Origin of the sequence: Archangium lipolyticum (assembly GCF_024623785.1) — a bacterium.
Taxonomy (GTDB): domain Bacteria; phylum Myxococcota; class Myxococcia; order Myxococcales; family Myxococcaceae; genus Archangium; species Archangium lipolyticum.
The window spans coordinates 135,124-152,758 of record NZ_JANKBZ010000014.1 but is presented as its reverse complement, the minus strand read 5'-3'; the positions used below and the strand labels follow the sequence as shown (position 1 = coordinate 152,758).

Annotated in this window: 15 protein-coding genes; 10 read left to right on the top strand and 5 right to left on the bottom strand. The window is 70.0% G+C overall.

What is annotated here, in order from left to right:
- Window positions 1-14: 14 nt before the first annotated feature.
- The 3 genes from NR810_RS28040 to NR810_RS28030 form a co-directional block, all read right to left on the bottom strand.
- On the bottom strand, window positions 15-464 hold the full coding sequence (locus tag NR810_RS28040) for a hypothetical protein (RefSeq protein WP_257457110.1): 450 nt from the start codon (window positions 462-464) through the stop codon (window positions 15-17).
- A gap of 13 nt (window positions 465-477) precedes the next feature.
- A complete protein-coding gene (locus NR810_RS28035; protein ID WP_257457108.1) occupies window positions 478-1,629 on the bottom strand; it encodes a zinc-dependent alcohol dehydrogenase in 1,152 nt (383 codons plus the stop codon).
- A gap of 118 nt (window positions 1,630-1,747) precedes the next feature.
- Window positions 1,748-3,304, bottom strand: a complete 1,557-nt coding sequence (locus NR810_RS28030; protein ID WP_257457107.1) for a ChaN family lipoprotein — start codon at window positions 3,302-3,304, stop codon at window positions 1,748-1,750.
- Window positions 3,305-3,412: 108 nt separating this feature from the next.
- On the opposite strand from NR810_RS28030, the gene NR810_RS28025 reads away from it, so the two are divergent.
- Together NR810_RS28025 and NR810_RS28020 are read left to right on the top strand one after the other, a co-directional pair.
- A complete protein-coding gene (locus NR810_RS28025) occupies window positions 3,413-6,280 on the top strand; it encodes a TonB-dependent receptor plug domain-containing protein (RefSeq protein WP_257457106.1) in 2,868 nt (955 codons plus the stop codon).
- Window positions 6,280-7,119 (top strand): 5'-nucleotidase C-terminal domain-containing protein, encoded by an 840-nt coding sequence (locus NR810_RS28020; RefSeq protein ID WP_257457104.1) that lies wholly within the window; start codon window positions 6,280-6,282, stop codon window positions 7,117-7,119. The genes NR810_RS28025 and NR810_RS28020 overlap by 1 nt, the downstream gene beginning before the upstream one ends.
- A 25-nt stretch (window positions 7,120-7,144) precedes the next feature.
- Here NR810_RS28020 and NR810_RS28015 read toward each other — a convergent pair whose 3' ends face one another.
- Together NR810_RS28015 and NR810_RS28010 are read right to left on the bottom strand one after the other, a co-directional pair.
- On the bottom strand, window positions 7,145-7,363 hold the full coding sequence (locus tag NR810_RS28015; RefSeq protein WP_204227825.1) for a TIGR04563 family protein: 219 nt from the start codon (window positions 7,361-7,363) through the stop codon (window positions 7,145-7,147).
- Window positions 7,364-7,368: 5 nt separating this feature from the next.
- Complete coding sequence (locus NR810_RS28010) at window positions 7,369-7,581, bottom strand: TIGR04563 family protein (RefSeq protein WP_002628981.1); 213 nt, start codon at window positions 7,579-7,581, stop codon at window positions 7,369-7,371.
- A 448-nt stretch (window positions 7,582-8,029) separates the two neighbouring features.
- Between NR810_RS28010 and tilS the strand changes: the two genes are divergently transcribed.
- The 8 genes from tilS to tsaE all read left to right on the top strand — a co-directional run bounded on the left by tilS (window position 8,030) and on the right by tsaE (window position 17,620).
- The gene (gene tilS, locus NR810_RS28005; RefSeq protein ID WP_257457102.1) at window positions 8,030-9,400 is read left to right on the top strand and encodes a tRNA lysidine(34) synthetase TilS; all 1,371 of its coding nucleotides are present in this window, start codon (window positions 8,030-8,032) and stop codon (window positions 9,398-9,400) included.
- 179 nt (window positions 9,401-9,579) lie between these two features.
- Complete coding sequence (gene ftsH, locus NR810_RS28000) at window positions 9,580-11,499, top strand: ATP-dependent zinc metalloprotease FtsH (RefSeq protein WP_257457094.1); 1,920 nt, start codon at window positions 9,580-9,582, stop codon at window positions 11,497-11,499.
- Window positions 11,500-11,589: 90 nt separating this feature from the next.
- Window positions 11,590-12,840, top strand: coding sequence for a dihydropteroate synthase (folP, locus tag NR810_RS27995; protein WP_257457085.1), 1,251 nt, complete (start codon window positions 11,590-11,592; stop codon window positions 12,838-12,840).
- A gap of 197 nt (window positions 12,841-13,037) precedes the next feature.
- On the top strand, window positions 13,038-14,432 hold the full coding sequence (glmM, locus tag NR810_RS27990) for a phosphoglucosamine mutase (protein WP_257457084.1): 1,395 nt from the start codon (window positions 13,038-13,040) through the stop codon (window positions 14,430-14,432).
- 70 nt (window positions 14,433-14,502) lie between these two features.
- The gene (locus NR810_RS27985; RefSeq protein WP_257457075.1) at window positions 14,503-15,228 is read left to right on the top strand and encodes a pyridoxine 5'-phosphate synthase; all 726 of its coding nucleotides are present in this window, start codon (window positions 14,503-14,505) and stop codon (window positions 15,226-15,228) included.
- Between the two features lie 5 nt (window positions 15,229-15,233).
- A complete protein-coding gene (gene acpS, locus NR810_RS27980) occupies window positions 15,234-15,611 on the top strand; it encodes a holo-ACP synthase (protein WP_204227830.1) in 378 nt (125 codons plus the stop codon).
- A 3-nt stretch (window positions 15,612-15,614) separates the two neighbouring features.
- Complete coding sequence (locus tag NR810_RS27975; protein ID WP_257457072.1) at window positions 15,615-17,147, top strand: NAD(P)H-hydrate dehydratase; 1,533 nt, start codon at window positions 15,615-15,617, stop codon at window positions 17,145-17,147.
- Window positions 17,144-17,620, top strand: a complete 477-nt coding sequence (gene tsaE / locus NR810_RS27970; protein ID WP_257457069.1) for a tRNA (adenosine(37)-N6)-threonylcarbamoyltransferase complex ATPase subunit type 1 TsaE — start codon at window positions 17,144-17,146, stop codon at window positions 17,618-17,620. Before NR810_RS27975 ends, tsaE begins: the two co-directional genes overlap by 4 nt.
- Window positions 17,621-17,635: the final 15 nt, after the last annotated feature.

Below are 17,635 nucleotides of genomic sequence, written 5' to 3'. Positions count from 1 at the left end.
GCGCGGGGAGTGGCTCAACGGCGGACCAGGCCGCCGAGGAAGCCCAGCACCGCGAACGGCACCACCACCGGCAGGACGCGCCGGGCGCGGTAGCTCCAGAAGTCGACGCGGTCCCCGAGCATCTTCAGGAACCAGTGGCTCGGGTAGTGGTCCGGGTAGCTGTAGGCGAACCTACGGATCGCACCGGAGAGGCCGCGCAGCGGGACGGCGGTGCCGAAGACCGGCGGCATGGTCTTGTTGGGGCGGCCGTGCATGGGTGAGGTCGGCTCACCCGGCTGGCGCTCCGGTGGGAAGCGCGTGTTCGGCCACGGCTGGGGGTTCTCCCGCATCATCGGGACACCCGGCCGGCGGGACGGGTCGAGGTCGACGCCCCAGTAGTCCGGTCTCGTCACGGGCTGAAGGGACTGGTACCCGGACCGCTTCTGGATTCTCTCCGGAGTGCTCAGCTCTGGCGTGGGATTCATCGGGGTCTCCGTCCTAGTGAAGGGTTCCGTTGGGGAAGAGCGCCACCTTGATGCAGCCGTCACGCTTCTGGGCGAACGTGTGGTAGCCGAGGGAGGCCTGCTCCAGCGGCAGGCGGTGGGTGAAGACCTTCTTCGGTTGGATCCGCCCGGCCCGGACGTGCTCGAGCAGGTGCGGCATGTAGCGCTTCACGCTGGCCTGGCCGGTGCGCATCGTCTGCGCCTTGTTCATGAAGGTGCCGATGTCGACGCCGTTGAACGGTGGGCCATAGCCGCCAATGAGGGAGATCGTCCCGGCCTTGCGCGTGGCGTGGATGGCGAAGTTGATGGCCTGTGGAGACCCGGCCTCCAGCTTCCCGTAGACGCCGAGCACGCGATGCACGGGCGAGCCCGCCGCCTCGCAGCCGACCGCGTCGATGGTGGCATCGGCGCCGCGGCCCTCCGTCATTCCCTTCACCGTGGTGACGAGATCGAGGTCCTTGAAGTTGAGCGTCTCGACGCCGAACCAGTTCCTCGCGAACTCGAGGCGGTAGTCGATGTGGTCCACGGCGATGACGCGGCCGGCGCCCATCGCCCAGGCCGACCACATCGCGAACAGGCCGACCGGGCCACACCCGAGGACCAGGACGGTCTCGCCCCCCTTGAGGTCGCACATCTCGGCGGCCTGGTAGCCGGTGGAGAACGCATCCGTGATGGGCAGGGCGTCGAGGTCCTCGACGTCATCGGGGATCTTCTCGGCGTCCACTCCAATGAAGGGAACGCGGACGTATTCGGCCTGGCCGCCGTCGTAGCCTCCCATGGTGTGCGAGTAGCCGTAGATACCGGTCCCCGCGTCGGTTGCTGGGTTGGTGCTGTCACAGCACGCGGTGAGGCCGCGGGTGCAGTAGTAGCAGCCGCCACAGAAGATCTGGAACGGCAGCATCACCCGGTCGCCCTTCTTGATGCCCTGGGCCCCGGGGCCGACCTCCTCCACGATGCCCGTGAACTCGTGGCCGAACGTGAACCCGATGCGGGTGTCCGGCATGAGCCCGTGCAACAGGTGGAGGTCGGAGCCACAGATCGCCGCGCTCGTCACGCGGACGATGCCGTCCTGGGGATGCTCGATCTTCGGATCGGGCTTCTCACGCACCGCGACCCGGTACGGTCCTTCATAGGTTAGAGCTTTCATGCTCCGGACGTTGTGCACGTCACCGTCGGGCGCCACCGCCTACCCACCGTGAAGCAGGCGAGGAGGCTTGCGAAAGATTGGTGACGAGGGGCGGGTAGGGGACCAAACCCCCCGAGGGTCACACGGAGAGCCGGCGGACCCAGTCGAAATACGTGGCGCGCGGGTCCTCCAACGGATTGCGGAACAGGGCCCGCAGGTCCGCCTTGTCCACCTGATCTCCGTCGAAGCCCCGGTACAGCGCGTCTCCGAGCAGGTACCCCAGCGCGTGGCTGACGCCGTGGAAGAGCCGGTCCTTGCGCAGGGGCAGCAGCTTCACCGCCTCGTCGGGCACCTCCACCTCCGCCGCCTTGTGTGCAAGCACGAACGCGGCGATCTGCCGCTCCACGCCTCGTGCCTGGGCGAAGCGCAGTGCCCACTCGCCCGGGCCCAGGCAGCTGCGCCGCGGGTTCACCAGCTTCGAGCCGAAGAACCCCAGCGCCTCCTCCAGGCACCGCGCGTAGAACGCGTCCGAGGCCCGCCGCGGAGAATCCATCGCGTCTCCCACCGCGCAGTGCCGCACGAAGTGCGCCGCCTCCTCGGCCGCGTGGTTCAGCGACAGCGAGGCCAGGTACGCCGTCCGCGCCCGGGGGATGTAGCAGCTCTCCCGCGACAGGATGTGCCGCCGCAGTTGCAGCAGCTCGCCCTGCGTGAAGCGGCCCCGCTGCTGGATGCGCACCAGCGCGTCCTCGTCCGCCGCCGTCACCACCTCCACCTCGTCCAGTGCCCGGCCCACCGGTACTCCCGCCAGCCGCCCGATGAGGCTCGCCATCTCCCGGAAGCGCTCCGCCGCGCTCCGCTCCCGCAGCGGCGAGTCCCCGGACTCCGCCTCCAGGTAGTCCAGGAAGCTCTGCTGGCACACCACCGGCGAGGCGTTCAGCAGGCACAGCGAGCCGTCCGGCAGCTCCACCGCCTGCGCCGCGCCCGCCTTGCCCTCGCGCGCCAGCCGCCAGTACACGCCCTCGGCGTTCTGGTACACCACGAGCCCGCGCAGCCCGTGCCCCTCGCCCAGTGCCCGCTCCACCTGCGCCGGGAGATGGCAGGGCGCCACGTGGTACTGGCCCACCAGCACCATCACCCGCGGCCGATCCTCCGCCCGCACCGCCCGGGCGATCCGCTCCGCCGCGTACGCGTCCCGCAGCTCCAGGGAGCGCTCGCCCTGCGCCCGCCGGTCGATGCCCACCACCTGCAGCCGATGACGCTTCGCGTAAGCCAGCAGCGAGCGCAGGCCCGACCAGGCCCCGTTCCCCTGGCCCACGCCATGGCCCAGGCGGGCGAGCAGCGAGCGCTCCGCGAGGCGGCCCGCCAGATATGCCTCCACCGCTGACTGGTGACGGCCCTCCACGCACTCGAGCGCGAGCACCACGCGGCGGCCCGCCTCACGCGTGCCCTCGACGAGCTCCAGGTACGTCTCCTGTGCCAGCGGCAGCGTGTGGTAGTCGCCCACGTACACCACGTCCGCCGCCTGCACCTGCTGGGACACCGCCGAGGCGGGCAGCACCCTCCGATACTCCGAGGTGCGCCGGCGGTAGCGGGCCTCATAGGCCCGGAAGGCCACCGACTGCCCCTCGATGGCCCGGGCGATCTGGGCTTTCTGGCGGCGGAACAGGGCGAGGTGGAGAGCGAGCGACGCGCGCATGGACGGTCACAACTCGCACGCGCCCGCCACCCCGGCAAAAATTCGGCGGCCGGGCCCACCCCCCTTCCTTGACGTACCGAACCCCTCGGAGGAGCATCCGGATTACCCGTGAAGTCCGCACTCCCGAGCCCCCCCACCATCCTCGTCGCGCTGGTGCTCCTCGCGGCGTTGCCTGTTTCCGCCCAGGAGCAGTCGACCCTGCTCCACACCGCGCCCGCCCAGGCGGAGCCCGGGGCGACGCTGGTGGTCGACGGCGTGCTCACCGGGACCCAGCGCATCCAGCGCGTCGTCATCCGCTACCGGGGACCCGGCGAGCCCTATACGGAAGCGCCCATGGAGTTGCAGTACGGCGATCTCTACCGGGGTGTCATCCCCGGGACGAACGTCGCGCCGCCCGGCGTCGAGTACTACATGGAGGGCTACACCCCCGACGGGGACCGCGTGCCTCTCTTCAAGAGCGCCACCCGCCCGGTCCGCGTCATCGTCGTGGGGCAGGTGCCCTCCACGCGAACCCCGCTCACCACGTCCCGGCCCGCTCCGGAGCCGGCTCCCACGCCGCGTGCCGCTGCCTCGGCCGCGTCTGCCCGGACCTCCGAGCCGGAGCCCGTTTCCCGCAGAGCCGAGTCCACCCGGAGGGGTCAGCCGGCGCAGAAGGCCGAGCCGGCGCAGAAGGCGGAACCGGCTCCGAAGGCCGAGACCCGGGCCGAGCCGACCCGGAAGGCCACGTCTTCCGATGACGCCATGGCGGCACTGTCCGCCGACCTGCCCCCGGACCCGGAGAATGCCTCCTCGCGCTCGGCCCTCGCACGGTCCTCGCGGCCAGCCGAGCCCACCGAGCCCCCGCCCGAGCGCTCCGCGCTGGAGGAGGACCTGGCCCTCTACACCGCCGAGGACACCCTGGCGCTCGCCACCCGGCACGAGGAGTCGGTGAAGAAGGTGCCCGCCATCGGCGCCTCCTTCGGGCGCGAGCAGATCCGCGCGCTCGGGGCCCGCACGGTGGCGGACGTGCTGGACGTGGTGCCCGGCCTCACCATCAGCCGCGACGTGCAGGGCTTCCACCGCGTCGCCATCCGCGGCCTGCGCAATGACGCCGAGGTGCTCTTCCTCCTCAATGGCCAGCGCCTCAACAACTTCTTCGATGGCAAGGCGCTGATGAACCTGCCGGTGGAGAACCTCGAGCGCATCGAGGTCATCCGTGGGCCCGGCTCGGCGCTGTACGGCGCTGGCGCCTTCCTCGCCGTGGTGAACCTCGTCACCTGGCGGAACGAGGGCTTCCTCGCGGCCGTCTCCGGTGGCGGCTTTCCCGCGCTCGACGACCGGTTGGCCACCTCCTTCGATGGTCACGCCTCCGGGGCCCACTCCTTCGGCGGTTTCAAGCTCTTCGGTGACGCGGACGTCTGGTACCAGCAGGGGGACTCTTCCCCCATCGAGACGGACGCGCTCGACGCGGAGACGCTCGCCCAGAAGATGCGCGACCCGTTGGATCCCGTCGGCTACACCCAGGACAGACGCTTCCTGCTCAACCTGGGCCTGGGGGCCGAGCTCGACGTGGCGCCCAAGGGGCACCTCAACGTCTCCGCGCGGCTGATCTCCGAGGACCGCGATGCCCTGATGGGCCTCTTCGACACCGCGGGCCCGGGTTCGCGCCTGGGGTGGCAGGTGTTCCTCGGCGACGTCACCTACGAGCACGAGCTGAACGAGCAGGTGCGGCTGCGCGCGCGCCTCTACGGGGACCAGCAGCACACGGATCGGCTCTTCCACATCGGCCCGAACGACTTCCGCACCGGCCCCGACGACAACCAGCTCTTCCCCGAGGGCATGCAGGAGCAGACCCGCGTCACCGTGCGCACGATCGGCGTCAGCGTGGACTCGGACATCTCCCTGTTCGAGGGCAACCGGCTCTCGGTGGGGGCCGTGGGCGAGCTGCAGATGCTGGGCGACTACAGCTACGCGACGAACTACACCCTCGACAGCCGGCGCCGTGCCGAGCTGACCACGCCCGAGGGGCTGGTGGACATCCTCGAGCTCGCCGATGGCGCGGCCGCGCGGCGCCTGTCGCTGGGCGCCTTCGCGCAGGACCAGTGGACGGTGGTGGAGCCGCTCACGCTCACCCTCGGCGTGCGCGTGGACGCCACCCAGCTGCCCACCGTCGACGACTCCAACCTCATCACCGGCACCCACCTGGTGCCCACCATCAACCCGCGCGTGGGGCTCGTCTTCTCCGCCACGGACTCGCTCGTCCTCAAGCTGCTCTACGGCCGCGCCTTCCGTCCGCCCACGCTCCAGGAGCTGGTGGAGACCATCCCGGACACGGACTACAACCAGGGCCGCTTCGAGGGAAACGCGGACCTGAAGCCCGCCGTGGTGAACACCTTCGAGGTCGGCGCGGATCTCGTCCAGGCCGCGGGTGATGCGCGCGTGCGTCTGCGCACCAACGCCTTCCTCGAGAGCTTCTCCAACCCCATCATGGCCGTGGACATCTCGGGCAACATCGTCCCGGTGCGCAACCGCGAGCTGGGCGTGCTCGTCTACGGCGTGGAGGGCGAGGCCCGGCTGGAGGCCTCCAAGCGCGCCAACGCGTGGGTGAACGCCAGCCTCTTCCGCGCCGAGGACCAGGAGCTGCCCACCAACCACAAGTACCTCACCGACATCCCCCAGGCGCGCTTCAACGCGGGCGTGTCCATGCCCATCGGTGACTTCATCAACTTCGATCTCGTGGTGCGCGCCGGTGCCGAGCGGCGCAACAACACCCGCAGCGTGCTGGAGCTCATCCGCCGCTACAAGATTCCCTCCTACAGCCTCATCACCGCGCAACTGCGCACCGAGCCCATCGCCGACCGCTTCGAGCTGGCCGTGGTGGTGCACAACGTCTTCGACTCCGACCTGCGCGACGACGTCCCCCGCCCGGACCGCATGTCCGGCCTGCTGCCACGCGAGGGCGTCTCCGCCTTCCTCACCCTGAGGGCCCGCAACTGATGTCCCGCACGCTCACCGCCGCCGTTCTCGCCGTGGCCCTCGCGCCGGGTCTCGGCTGCATGCAGTTCAACGACCAGTGCCAGCCGCTGGTGGACGATCCGAACTCCATCGTCGGCTACCTGGCCCAGGACGTCTTCCTCGACAAGCCCTTCACCCGGCACGACAACAACGCGCTCGGCCAGCTCGCCGCGGACGCCTTCCTCCACGCGGAGGACGGCTCCAAGGCCCCCGCCGAGCTCGGCATCGTCAACGGGGGCTCGCTGCGCGCCGAGGGCCTGTGCGTCACCCGCACCTCCGTGCCCAGGGGCCCCCTGAAGAACGGCCTGCTGCACGAGATCCTCCTCTTCGAGAACGCCGTCATCACGGTGGACCTCACCGAGAAGCAGCTGGTGGACATGTTCGAGCACTCGGTGGAGGCGCTGTCCCCGGAGGAGCAGCCCATCGTCTCGCCGGACGGCGCCTTCCTGCACGTGTCCGAGGGCACCACGGTGCGCGTGGACTGCTCGCGCCCCATGGGCCAGCGCGTGGTGGGGCTCAAGGTGAAGGACCGCACGGTGCCGCTGCCGCCGCGCGCGGATCCTTCCATCCGCTACCGCGTGGCCATGGCCGAGTTCCTCCTCGGAGGAGGGGACGGGTACGGCGTCATCTTCAAGGACGCGGGCAAGGACCTGTCACGCAACCCCGTCACGGCGAGCGCGACGGACGGCAAGGCCACGGACGCCAACCTCACCGAGGCCTATCTGCGGAAGAACCACGCCACGGACAAACAGCCTCTGGAGGAGGCTGAGCGGATCGTCTTCGTCAATTGCGCCCGGCCGGGCCGGCCCGTGGTGCAGTAGGCCGGCGGCGCGTGGCGCGCACGCTTCAGGACTGCGAATCTCCCGAGCCGTCTGGCCGCGAGGGCGTCGGCCCGAACACGTCATTGGGCGACGGCATCTTGCGCAGCTCGGCCCGAGCTACCTTCCATGCCTGCTGGACGATCCACGAGAGCGAGCGATCCTGCCGCGTCGCCTCGCGCTGGATTTCGTCCAACATGTCCTCGGGGAAATAGAGGCTCTGCTTTCGATGATCGGTTGCGGCCATGAGGGCTAGGACCTTCCTTCCTCGCGAGGGTCCTGCCGCTCGTCGCCCGTGACGTCGTTCACGGCGGGGAACGACTTGATACGATCGCGAGCGATCTTCCAGGCCTGCTGCACGACCCACGAGAGCGAGCGGTCCTGGCGATTGGCCTCCTCCTGGATCTCCTTGAGCATCTCCTCGGGGAAGTACAGGGACTGCTTGCGCTTGTCGGTGCCTGCCATACCTGGGTCTCCGGAGCGGATACGAGGTGACGACCTGAACACACCGGTGCCGTTATCCGACAGTCTCCCTGACGGGTCAACGGTTTCGGAGTGCTCACACAGCGTATGCACCCGGACTGACGCCGTCTGGGAAAAAAACCCGCAAAAGGGAAAGCCCCGGGTCCTCATGGCGAGAACCCGGGGCTTTCCGGAAAGAAGGACCGCCAGGACTGATCCCGGCGGCCCCGTGGGCCCAGAGGGGGAGGGGGGGGACCCCTAGGCCCAACTCCGTCAAAAATCCACGTTCAGAACATTTTGCGTCGCGCGACCATTTCCCCCCACCATCTTTTCCCCGACCCTCCCGACCCTCGCGACCTCCGTGACGATCATAAGAATCGTCTTGCGCCCCTTCAACCGGCTGCATCCGGTGTAACCCGACTCGCTCGATTCTGATTCCTTCCCCTGTTCAATGCCCTCCACTGGTGAAACGAGCGTCCTTTTCTCGACGGCCCTGGAGCGCACCTACCGGCAGCTGGGGCTGGTGGGGGGCTCGGTGCTGCTGGCCGTCTCGGGGGGCGCGGACTCGTCCGCGCTGCTCGTGGGCACCGCGCGGGTGCGCGAGTCCCTCTCCTTGAGGGTGGAGGTGGCCACGCTCGACCATGGCCTGCGGCCCGAGGCCCGGGGAGAGGTGGAGGCGGTCGCCCGGCTGGCCGCCCATTGGGGGCTGCCCTGCCATGTGCGCCGGTTGAACCTGTCGCCGGGCTCCGGCGTGGAGGCGCGGGCGCGCGAGGCCCGCTACTCGGCGCTGGAGACCCTGCGGCGGGAGTTGGGGCTCCAAGTAGTTGCCACCGCGCACACGGCGTCCGACCAGGCGGAGACGCTCCTCATGCGGTTGGTGCGGGGCACCGCCCTCCGGGGCGCTGTCGGCATCCACAGGGTACGTCCGTTCCTCGTCCGCCCGCTCATCGAGCGTACGCGGGAGGAGGTGGAGGCCTTCCTGGCCGAGCAGGGAATCTCCTTCGTCATGGATCCCATGAACGTGGACCCCGCGTTCCTGCGCACCCGCATCCGATATGAGGTGCTGCCCGTGCTGGTGCGCGCCGCGGGCTTCCCCGTGGTACCGCACCTGGCCACCTTCGCCCGCCTGGCCGCCGAGGACGAGGCCCTGCTGGGCGAGCTGGCCGACGGCGCCCGGGTCCGGCTCACCCTGCCGGATGGGAGCCTGGACGCGGTGGGGGTGCGCGCCCTGGAGCCGCCCCTGCGACGCCGGGTGCTGGCCCGCCTGCTGACCGAGGCGGGGGCGACGGTGGACGATGCCTCCCTCGCCCGGGCGCTGAGCGCGGTGGAGACGGGCCGGCCGGTGACGCTGGGCGGAGGCCACGAGCCCGGCGGCCTTCAGCTCCACACGGCGGGCGGGCGCGTGCGCTGCGTGCGCCGGGGTGGGAGCACTCCACCTCCTCCGGAGCTGGTACTGGCGGGGGAGGGGGCCTCGGGACTCCAGGAGGGAACGGGCTGGCGCTTCACCGTGGCGGCGGTCGCTCCGCCCCCAGGAACCCTGGGCCTGTCGCTGCCGGAGGAGACGCGCTGGCCCCTCACCGTGCGGACGCGGCGGCCCGGCGACCGGGTCCGAGGGCCCGCCGGCTCGCGCAAGCTGCAGGATGTGCTGGTGGACCGGCGCATTCCCGGCGAGCGCCGCGACTCGCTGCCCGTGGTGACGGACGCCGAGGGGCTCGTCCTCTGGATTCCAGGGGTCTGGAATTCCACACCCTCGCGGGCTGTACGCCTCTTTCTGTGGGCCTCGCCTCCAGTCCCGGGCATGCTCGGGACGACTCCGTTATAGAGTCGACCACCGCGGAGGATGTGGGGGGGTGGAACCCCCAAAATAGTTGAGGCGTTTTTGCTGTTGCTGATACCGTCCGACAAACGGGTCACACACCCGGTGTCGTGACAAACGGTCGAAATGCTAGGCCTTTTTGACCGTGCCCTCATCCTGCCGAGCACCGAAAGGGCAGCTGACACGTGCGTTCGACTTACAAGACCATCGGCCTCTGGGTCATCCTGATCGTCCTCTTCGTCGCCTTCTACAACTTCTTCTCCACGAGCAACGACCAGGTCCAGGAACCGACGTTCACGCAGTTCCTCGCCAAGGTAGAGGACAAGAAGGTCCGGGCCGTCTCGGTCAAGGGGAACACCTACTCGGGTGTCTACACCGACACCGAGGAGAAGTTCCGGACCACCGGCCCCGAGGCCGACGCCACCGTTCTCGAGCAGCTGCGCAAGAACAACGTGGACGTGAAGTACGAGCGGGAGGAGCAGAACAGCCTCTGGCTCACCATCCTCGGCCAGTGGATGCCGGTCGTCTTCCTGTTCCTCTTCTTCATCTTCTTCATGCGCCAGCTCCAGGGTGGGAGCGGCAAGGCGATGACCTTCGGCAAGTCGAAGGCGCGGCTCCTCAATGAGAGCCACAACAAGGTCACGTTCGCGGACGTGGCCGGCGCCGACGAGTGCAAGGAGGAGCTCGAGGAGATCGTCGCCTTCCTCAAGGATCCCAAGAAGTTCACCAAGCTGGGCGGCCGCATCCCCAAGGGCGTGCTGATGATGGGCCCTCCGGGTACCGGCAAGACGCTGCTGGCCCGTGCCGTGGCCGGTGAGGCCGGCGTGCCCTTCTTCTCCATCTCCGGCTCGGACTTCGTGGAGATGTTCGTGGGCGTCGGCGCCAGCCGCGTGCGCGATCTGTTCGAGCAGGGCAAGAAGAACGCCCCCTGCATCATCTTCATCGACGAGATCGACGCCGTGGGCCGTCACCGTGGCGCGGGCCTCGGCGGTGGTCATGACGAGCGCGAGCAGACGCTCAACCAGCTGCTGGTGGAGATGGACGGCTTCGAGTCCAACGAGGGCGTCATCCTCATCGCCGCCACCAACCGTCCGGACGTGTTGGATCCCGCGCTGCAGCGCCCGGGCCGCTTCGACCGCCGCATCGTGGTGCCGCGCCCCGACCTGAAGGGCCGCCTGGGCGTGCTCAAGGTGCACACCCGCCGCGTGCCGCTGGCTCCGGAAGTGGACCTCGAGGTCATCGCCCGCGGAACTCCGGGCATGACGGGCGCGGACCTGGAGAACCTGGTCAACGAGTCGGCCCTCATGGCCGCGCGTCAGAACAAGGAGCGCGTGGACCTGAGCGACTTCGAGCAGGCCAAGGACAAGGTCTTCATGGGCCCCGAGCGCAAGTCCATGATCATGACCGAGAAGGAGAAGAAGAACACGGCCGTCCACGAGGCGGGCCATGCTCTCATCGCCAAGCTGCTGCCCGGCTGCGATCCCCTCCACAAGGTCACCATCATCCCGCGCGGCCAGGCCCTGGGTCTCACCTGGAGCCTGCCCACCGAGGACAAGGTCAACGGGTACAAGAAGCAGATCCTCGATCAGATCACCATGGCCATGGGCGGCCGCATCGCCGAGGAGCTGATCTTCAACGAGATGAGCTCGGGTGCGTCCAACGACATCGAGCGTGCGACCGAGACGGCGCGCGCCATGGTGTGCCGCTGGGGCATGAGCGACAAGCTGGGGCCCCTGGCCTTCGGCAAGAGCGACGGTGAGGTGTTCCTGGGCCGCGACTTCAACTCGGCCAAGGACTACTCCGAGGACACCGCGCGGCAGATCGACGCCGAGGTGCGCGGCATCGTCATGGGCTGCTACGAGAAGGGCAAGGCGCTGCTGACCGAGCACCTCGAGGGCCTCAAGCGCGTGGCCGATGCGCTGGTGGAGTACGAGACGCTGGACGCCGAGGACGTCAACATCCTCCTCCAGGGTGGCCAGCTCACCCGCGAGCGCCCGCCTCCCCGCGTCGTGGCTCCGCCCACCAAGTCCACCGAGAAGAAGGACAAGCGGAAGATCCTCGACGCGCTCGATGGCATCCCCAACATGGAGCCGAACAAGGCGTAGCCTGAGCCGCGCTTGCGTGTAGAACCCGGGCCCTCTCCACTCTCGTGGGGAGGGCCCTTCTGCTTTCCGAGTCCCCGGAGCCGACCCGACATGATTCGCGCCCGCCCCGTCCGCGCCGACCGTCCCGCCGACCTCGAGCCGGCCCTGCTTCGCATGGGGCTGCCTGCTTCCGCTCGCGAGCACCTGCTCGGGACGCTGCCCGCGCTGCACGTGCTGCTCACTGGCCTGGAGCGCGAGCAGGGCCGCTTCCTCTCCGGCCTCTCCGCGTCCCCGGTGGCCGCCGGGCGCGAGGCGTACCCCTCCTGGGTGGCGGGCGACGAGCGCACGCGCCCCGGCACCGGGCTCCTCTCCGGACGCAAGGAGCAGTTCGAGCGCGTGGTGTCCGAGGCGAAGGTCCGGCCGGAGCTGGCCGGACTGGGCACGGCGCTGGCTCGCGTGCTGGAGGCCCCGGCTCCACCCGCATCACTGGTGCTGGGGGGACGCACCTTCACCTTCGGGACGCGCACCTACGTCATGGGCGTGGTGAATGTAACTCCGGACAGCTTCTCGGACGGTGGACGCTACTTCGACACCGAGCGGGCCATCGCGCATGGGCTGCGGTTGGCCGAGGCGGGCGCGGACATCCTGGACGTGGGCGGTGAGTCCACCCGGCCCGGCTCTCCGCCCGTGCCCGCCGAGGAGGAGGTGGCCCGCATCGTCCCCGTCATCCAGGGCCTGCGCGCCCGCACGGAGGTGCCCATCTCCGTGGACACCACCAAGGCGGCGGTGGCCCGCGAGGCGCTCAAGGCCGGCGCGGTGCTCGTCAACGACATCAGTGGCTTTCTCTTCGATCCGGAGCTGCCCCGTGTGACCGCCGAGGCGGGCGCGGCCTGTTGCGTGATGCATATCCAGGGCACCCCCGAGACGATGCAGAAGGACCCCCACTACGAGGACGTGGTGGACGAGGTGCTGGCCTTCCTGGAGGACAGCGTGGCGCGGGCGGTGGCCGCGGGCGTGCCGCGCGAGCGTGTGCTGGTGGATCCGGGCATCGGCTTCGGCAAGACGCTCGGGCACAACCTCTTCCTGCTGCGGCGGCTGGGGGAGCTGCGCGTGCTGGGGCTGCCGGTGCTGGTGGGCACCAGCCGGAAGTCCTTCCTCGGGAAGCTGGCGGGGGGGAAGCCGGCGAACGAGCGTCTGGCGGCGACATTGGGCTCCGTGGCCGTGGTCGCCGCGGCGGGGGACGCCGACTTCGTGCGCGTGCACGACGTGGCCGAGGTGCGGGACGCACTCGCCGTCGCGGATGCCGTGCGCGCGGCGGGGGAGGGCGGGTCTCTCTACCTGGGGGGAAAAGTACGAGACTGAGGGAGTGGCCCCCTCAGGGCGGATGTGCGCTCCGGGACGACCGACCACGGGGCGAGACGGCCTGATTGGCCGCAAGCTTGTTTAGGGGGCTCGTACTCCCTAGCTTCGGGCACTGTGGAGGGCAGGGTATAAGCCCTCGGCGTCGGAGGTTCCGGCTTCAGGCCGGCCCAGGGATAGGGAAAGGTGAGCGGCACACCATGGCTTACAGGATGAACATGCCCCCGAAGGAAGAGCGGGCGTCGCAGAGACTGTTCGGCACGGACGGCGTCCGGGGCGTCGCCAACGTGTACCCGATGACGGCGGAGGTCGCGATGCAGCTCGGACGAGCGCTCGCGCACCTCATCCGCAACGGGCCCCACCGTCACCGCGTCATCATCGGCAAGGACACGCGGCTGTCCGGCTACATGCTCGAGCAGGCGCTCGCCGCCGGCATCATCTCCATGGGCGTGGATGTGGACCTGGTGGGTCCTCTGCCCACACCGGGCATCGCCAACCTCACCACCTCGATGCGCGCCGACGCCGGCGCCGTCATCTCCGCCTCCCACAACCCGTACCAGGACAACGGCATCAAGTTCTTCTGGCGCGACGGCTTCAAGCTGCCGGACGAGACGGAGGCCAAGATTGAGGAGCTGGTGGCCAGCGGCGCCATCGACTCCATCCGCCCCACCGCGACGAAGATCGGCCGGGCCTTCCGCCTGGAGGACGCGCGCGGGCGCTACATCGTGTTCCTCAAGACGACCTTCCCCCGCGAGCTGACGCTGGAGGGGATGACCATCGTCGTCGACTGCGCCAACGGCGCCGCCTACAAGACGGCTCCGGCGGTGCTCGAGGAGCTGGGCGCCAAGGTGATCGCCCTGGGCGTGCAGCCGGACGGCAAGAACATCAACAACAAGTGCGGCGCGCTCTACCCGGAGAACCTGTCCCGCGCGGTGGTGAAGCACGGGGCGCACGTGGGCATCGCGCTCGACGGTGACGCGGACCGCCTCATCGTCGTGGACGAGAAGGGCAACGTGGTGGATGGCGACGCCATCATGGCCATCTGCACCGGCGAGCTCGTCACGCGCAAGGAGCTGAAGAAGAAGACGCTCGTGTCCACGGTGATGAGCAACATCGGCCTGGAGCGGGCGGTGTCGCGCTGGGGCGTGAAGGTCGTCCGCACCAAGGTGGGTGACCGCTACGTCGTCGAGGAGATGCGCAAGAACGGCTACAACATCGGTGGCGAGCAGAGCGGCCACCTCATCTTCTCGGACCACACCACCACGGGCGACGGCACCCTGGCCGCGCTGCAGCTGCTGGCCGTCATGTGCCGCCAGCAGAAGCCGGTGAGCGAGCTGGCCTCCATCTTCGAGCCGGTGCCGCAGACGCTCGTCAACGTGGTCGTCAAGCAGAAGCGCGAGCTGGGCGAGCTGCCCACGGTGATGAGGGCCATCCAGGACGTGGAGAAGAAGCTGGGCAAGGAGGGCCGGGTGCTGGTGCGCTTCTCCGGCACCGAGCCCAAGGCCCGCGTCCTCATCGAGGGCACCGACGCCGCGCGCAACGAGCAGTACGCCCGGGAGATCGCCGAGGCGCTCTCCAAGGCGCTCAACGGTTGACATCCGGTCTCGGGCCGCCAATAGAAGGGCGCGCGTGCTCTGAGACGCGCGCCAGCAGGGAGCGGCCGAGATGGGACAGCGACTGGGTGTGAATGTGGACCACGTGGCGACGCTGCGGCAGGCGCGGCGCACCACGTACCCGGATCCGGTGACGGCGGCGGCCATCGCCGAGCTGGCCGGTGCCGGGCAGATCACCATCCACCTGCGGGAAGACCGGCGGCACATCCAGGAGCGGGATCTGCGCATCCTCCGGGAGACCGTGCAGACGCTGCTCAACCTGGAGATGGCGGCCACCCAGGAGATGGTGAAGATCGCCTACGAGCACAAGCCGGACGTGGTGACGCTGGTGCCCGAGCGGCGCGAGGAGCTCACCACCGAGGGCGGGCTCGACGTGGCCGGCCAGCGCGAGCCGCTCGCGAAGATCATCAAGAACCTCAAGGACGGAGACATCCCGGTGTCGCTGTTCATCGACCCGGACCTGGACCAGGTGCGGGCGTCGCACAAGGTGAACGCGGACCGGATCGAGCTGCACACCGGGCGCTACTGCGAGGCGCGCAACGAGCGTGAGCGGACGCGGGAGCTGAGCCGCATCGTGGACGCGGCGAAGGCGGCGGCGCGGCTGGGCATGACGGTGGCGGCGGGCCACGGGCTCAACTACGACAACGTGCTGCCCATCGCGCGCATCCAGGAGATCGACGAGCTGAACATCGGTCACTCCATCGTCGCTCGGGCAGTGCTGGTGGGCTTCGAGCGGGCGGTGCGGGAGATGGTCGAGCTGATGCGCAACCCGGGATAGGCGCCATGGCGATCCTCGGCCTGGGGATGGACATCTGCTCGGTGGCGCGCATCCAGCGCATCCTCGATGGGCCGCGCGCCGAGCGCTTCCTGGAGCGGGTGTACACGGAGGCCGAGCGGGCCCTGTGTGGCGCGCGTGCGGACGCGGCCAGTGCCTACGCGGCCCGCTTCGCCGCCAAGGAGGCCCTGGTGAAGGCGCTGGGCGCGCCCCCGGGCCTCACCTGGCAGGACATGGAGGTGGTGCGGCAGGGCGGTCCGCCCGGCTTCCGCCTCTCCGGGGTGGCTCTCCAGGAAATGGAGAAGCGAGGCGCGGAGGCCCTGCTCGCGCTCACCCATGACGCGGGGGTCGCCGCCGCGACGGTCATCCTTCAGAAAAGGAGCTGAGTCATGCGCCGTGCCCTCACCGCCGCGAGGATGCGCGCGGCCGACCAGGCCGCCGAGTCCCGTTTCGGCATGCCGTCCCCCCTGTTGATGGAGAACGCCGGCCGGTTCCTGGCGGACGCGGCGCGCGGGCTGGGCGCCCCGGGCGGGCGGTACGTGGTGGTGTGCGGGCCGGGCAACAACGGCGGGGACGGGCTGGTGGCGGCGCGCTTCCTCCACGCCGCCGGGCTCCCCGTGACGCTGGTGCTGGTGGGAGACAGGACGAAGCTGACGCCCGAGTCGAAGCGTAACCTGCATGCGCTCGGGCCCTCGGGAATTCAGCCCCAGCCGCTCGGGGCAGTGGCGGATCCTCGGGGCGGGGACGTGGTGGTGGACGCGCTCTTCGGCACGGGGCTCACGCGGGCCCCGGCGGGGGAGTTCGCCGAGGCCATCCAGCACATGCTCCGCTGGCGCGCGGCGGGGGCGAAGGTGGTGGCCGCGGACATCCCCTCGGGGCTGCACACGGACACCGGCGAGCCCTTCGTGCCCTGCGTGGAGGCGGACGTCACCGTCACCTTCGGCTTCCTCAAGCAGGGGCAGGTGCTGGAGCCCGGCGCCACCCTGTGCGGTGAGCTGCGGTGCGTGGACATCGGCATTCCTCCCGAGGCCGTCGAGCCCCACCCGGGCACGGAGCTGTTCCTCGTCGAGGAGGCCGACGCGCGAGGGGCCATCGCACCGCGCCGCTCGGACACGCACAAGGGCTCCTATGGGCACGTGCTGGTGGTGGCCGGCAGCCACGGCAAGTCCGGCGCGGCGGCCATGTCGGCCCTGGGGGCGCTGCGCGCTGGCGCGGGGCTCGTCACCGTGGCCACCCGCTCCGAGGTGGTGGAGCCGGTGCTCGGCCATGCGCCCGAGGTGATGGGCTGGCCGTTGGAGAACCGGGGGCCGCTCGGCATGGCGGACCTGGAGCCCCTGCTGGAGGCGGCGGAGAAGAAGGACGTGCTCGTCGTGGGCCCTGGAATCCCCCGGGGCCCGGAGACGACGAAGCTCCTGGGCGAGCTGCTCGCGCGCGTGGATGCGCCCGCGGTGTTGGACGCTGACGCGCTCAACGCCGTGGCCACGGACCTGGACGTGCTGCGCCGGGCCAAGGGGCCGCTGGTGCTCACCCCGCACCCGGGCGAGATGTCCCGGCTCACGGGCGTGCCCACGAAGGATCTCCAGAAGGCCCGCGTGGAGGTGGCGCGGGACTTCGCGCGCACGCACGGGGTGACGCTGGTGCTCAAGGGCGCGCGGACGCTCATCGCGCACTCGGATGGCACCGTGTACGTCAACCCCACGGGCAACCCGGGCATGGCCACCGGAGGCATGGGGGACGTGCTGAGCGGCGTGCTGGGCGCGCTCCTGGCGCAGGGCCTGAAGCTCCCCGATGCCGCCTGGACGGCGGTCTACGCGCACGGCCTGTCGGCGGACCTGATGGTGGCCCGGCGCGGCAGGTTGGGGTTGATCGCCACGGACGTGGCCAAGGGGATGTGCAACGTGTGGACGAGGTGGAACCGATGAGCGCGCCGACGCTGGGCCGCACGGTGCAGTCGGGCTCGCCCGAGGAGACGCACCGGTTGGGAGTCCGGCTCGGGGAGCTGCTCCAGCCGGGGGACTTCGTGGGGCTGGTGGGCGATCTGGGCGCGGGCAAGACGCACCTGGTGCGTGGCGTGGCCGAGGGCGCGGGCGTGTCGCGCTCGGAGGTGGCCAGCCCCACCTTCGCCATCGTCTACCCCTACAAGGGCCGGGTGCCGTTGTACCACGCGGACCTCTACCGGCTGGCCGACTACGACGAGCTGTACGCCACGGGCTTCCTGGACCTGGTGGGTGGGGATGGCGCGGTGCTGGTGGAGTGGCTGGACAGGGTGCCCGAGGCCGCCCCCCGCGAGTACCTGCGCATCACCCTCCGGGACACCGGCGAGGAGTCTCGCGAGCTGGTGGCCGAGGCCTGGGGCTCGCGTCCGGCGGAGCTGCTGAAGGCGTGGCTGGGGTAGGGGACTTCACTCGAC

Coding starts and splice junctions, on each gene's coding strand:
- NR810_RS28040 (WP_257457110.1), bottom strand. CDS start 464: ATGAATCCCACGCCAGAGCTGAGCACTCCGGAGAGAATCCAGAAGCGG.
- NR810_RS28035 (WP_257457108.1), bottom strand. CDS start 1,629: ATGAAAGCTCTAACCTATGAAGGACCGTACCGGGTCGCGGTGCGTGAG.
- NR810_RS28030 (WP_257457107.1), bottom strand. CDS start 3,304: ATGCGCGCGTCGCTCGCTCTCCACCTCGCCCTGTTCCGCCGCCAGAAA.
- NR810_RS28020 (WP_257457104.1), top strand. CDS start 6,280: ATGTCCCGCACGCTCACCGCCGCCGTTCTCGCCGTGGCCCTCGCGCCG.
- NR810_RS28015 (WP_204227825.1), bottom strand. CDS start 7,363: ATGGCCGCAACCGATCATCGAAAGCAGAGCCTCTATTTCCCCGAGGAC.
- NR810_RS28010 (WP_002628981.1), bottom strand. CDS start 7,581: ATGGCAGGCACCGACAAGCGCAAGCAGTCCCTGTACTTCCCCGAGGAG.
- tilS (WP_257457102.1), top strand. CDS start 8,030: ATGCCCTCCACTGGTGAAACGAGCGTCCTTTTCTCGACGGCCCTGGAG.
- folP (WP_257457085.1), top strand. CDS start 11,590: ATGATTCGCGCCCGCCCCGTCCGCGCCGACCGTCCCGCCGACCTCGAG.
- glmM (WP_257457084.1), top strand. CDS start 13,038: ATGGCTTACAGGATGAACATGCCCCCGAAGGAAGAGCGGGCGTCGCAG.
- NR810_RS27985 (WP_257457075.1), top strand. CDS start 14,503: ATGGGACAGCGACTGGGTGTGAATGTGGACCACGTGGCGACGCTGCGG.
- acpS (WP_204227830.1), top strand. CDS start 15,234: ATGGCGATCCTCGGCCTGGGGATGGACATCTGCTCGGTGGCGCGCATC.
- NR810_RS27975 (WP_257457072.1), top strand. CDS start 15,615: ATGCGCCGTGCCCTCACCGCCGCGAGGATGCGCGCGGCCGACCAGGCC.
- tsaE (WP_257457069.1), top strand. CDS start 17,144: ATGAGCGCGCCGACGCTGGGCCGCACGGTGCAGTCGGGCTCGCCCGAG.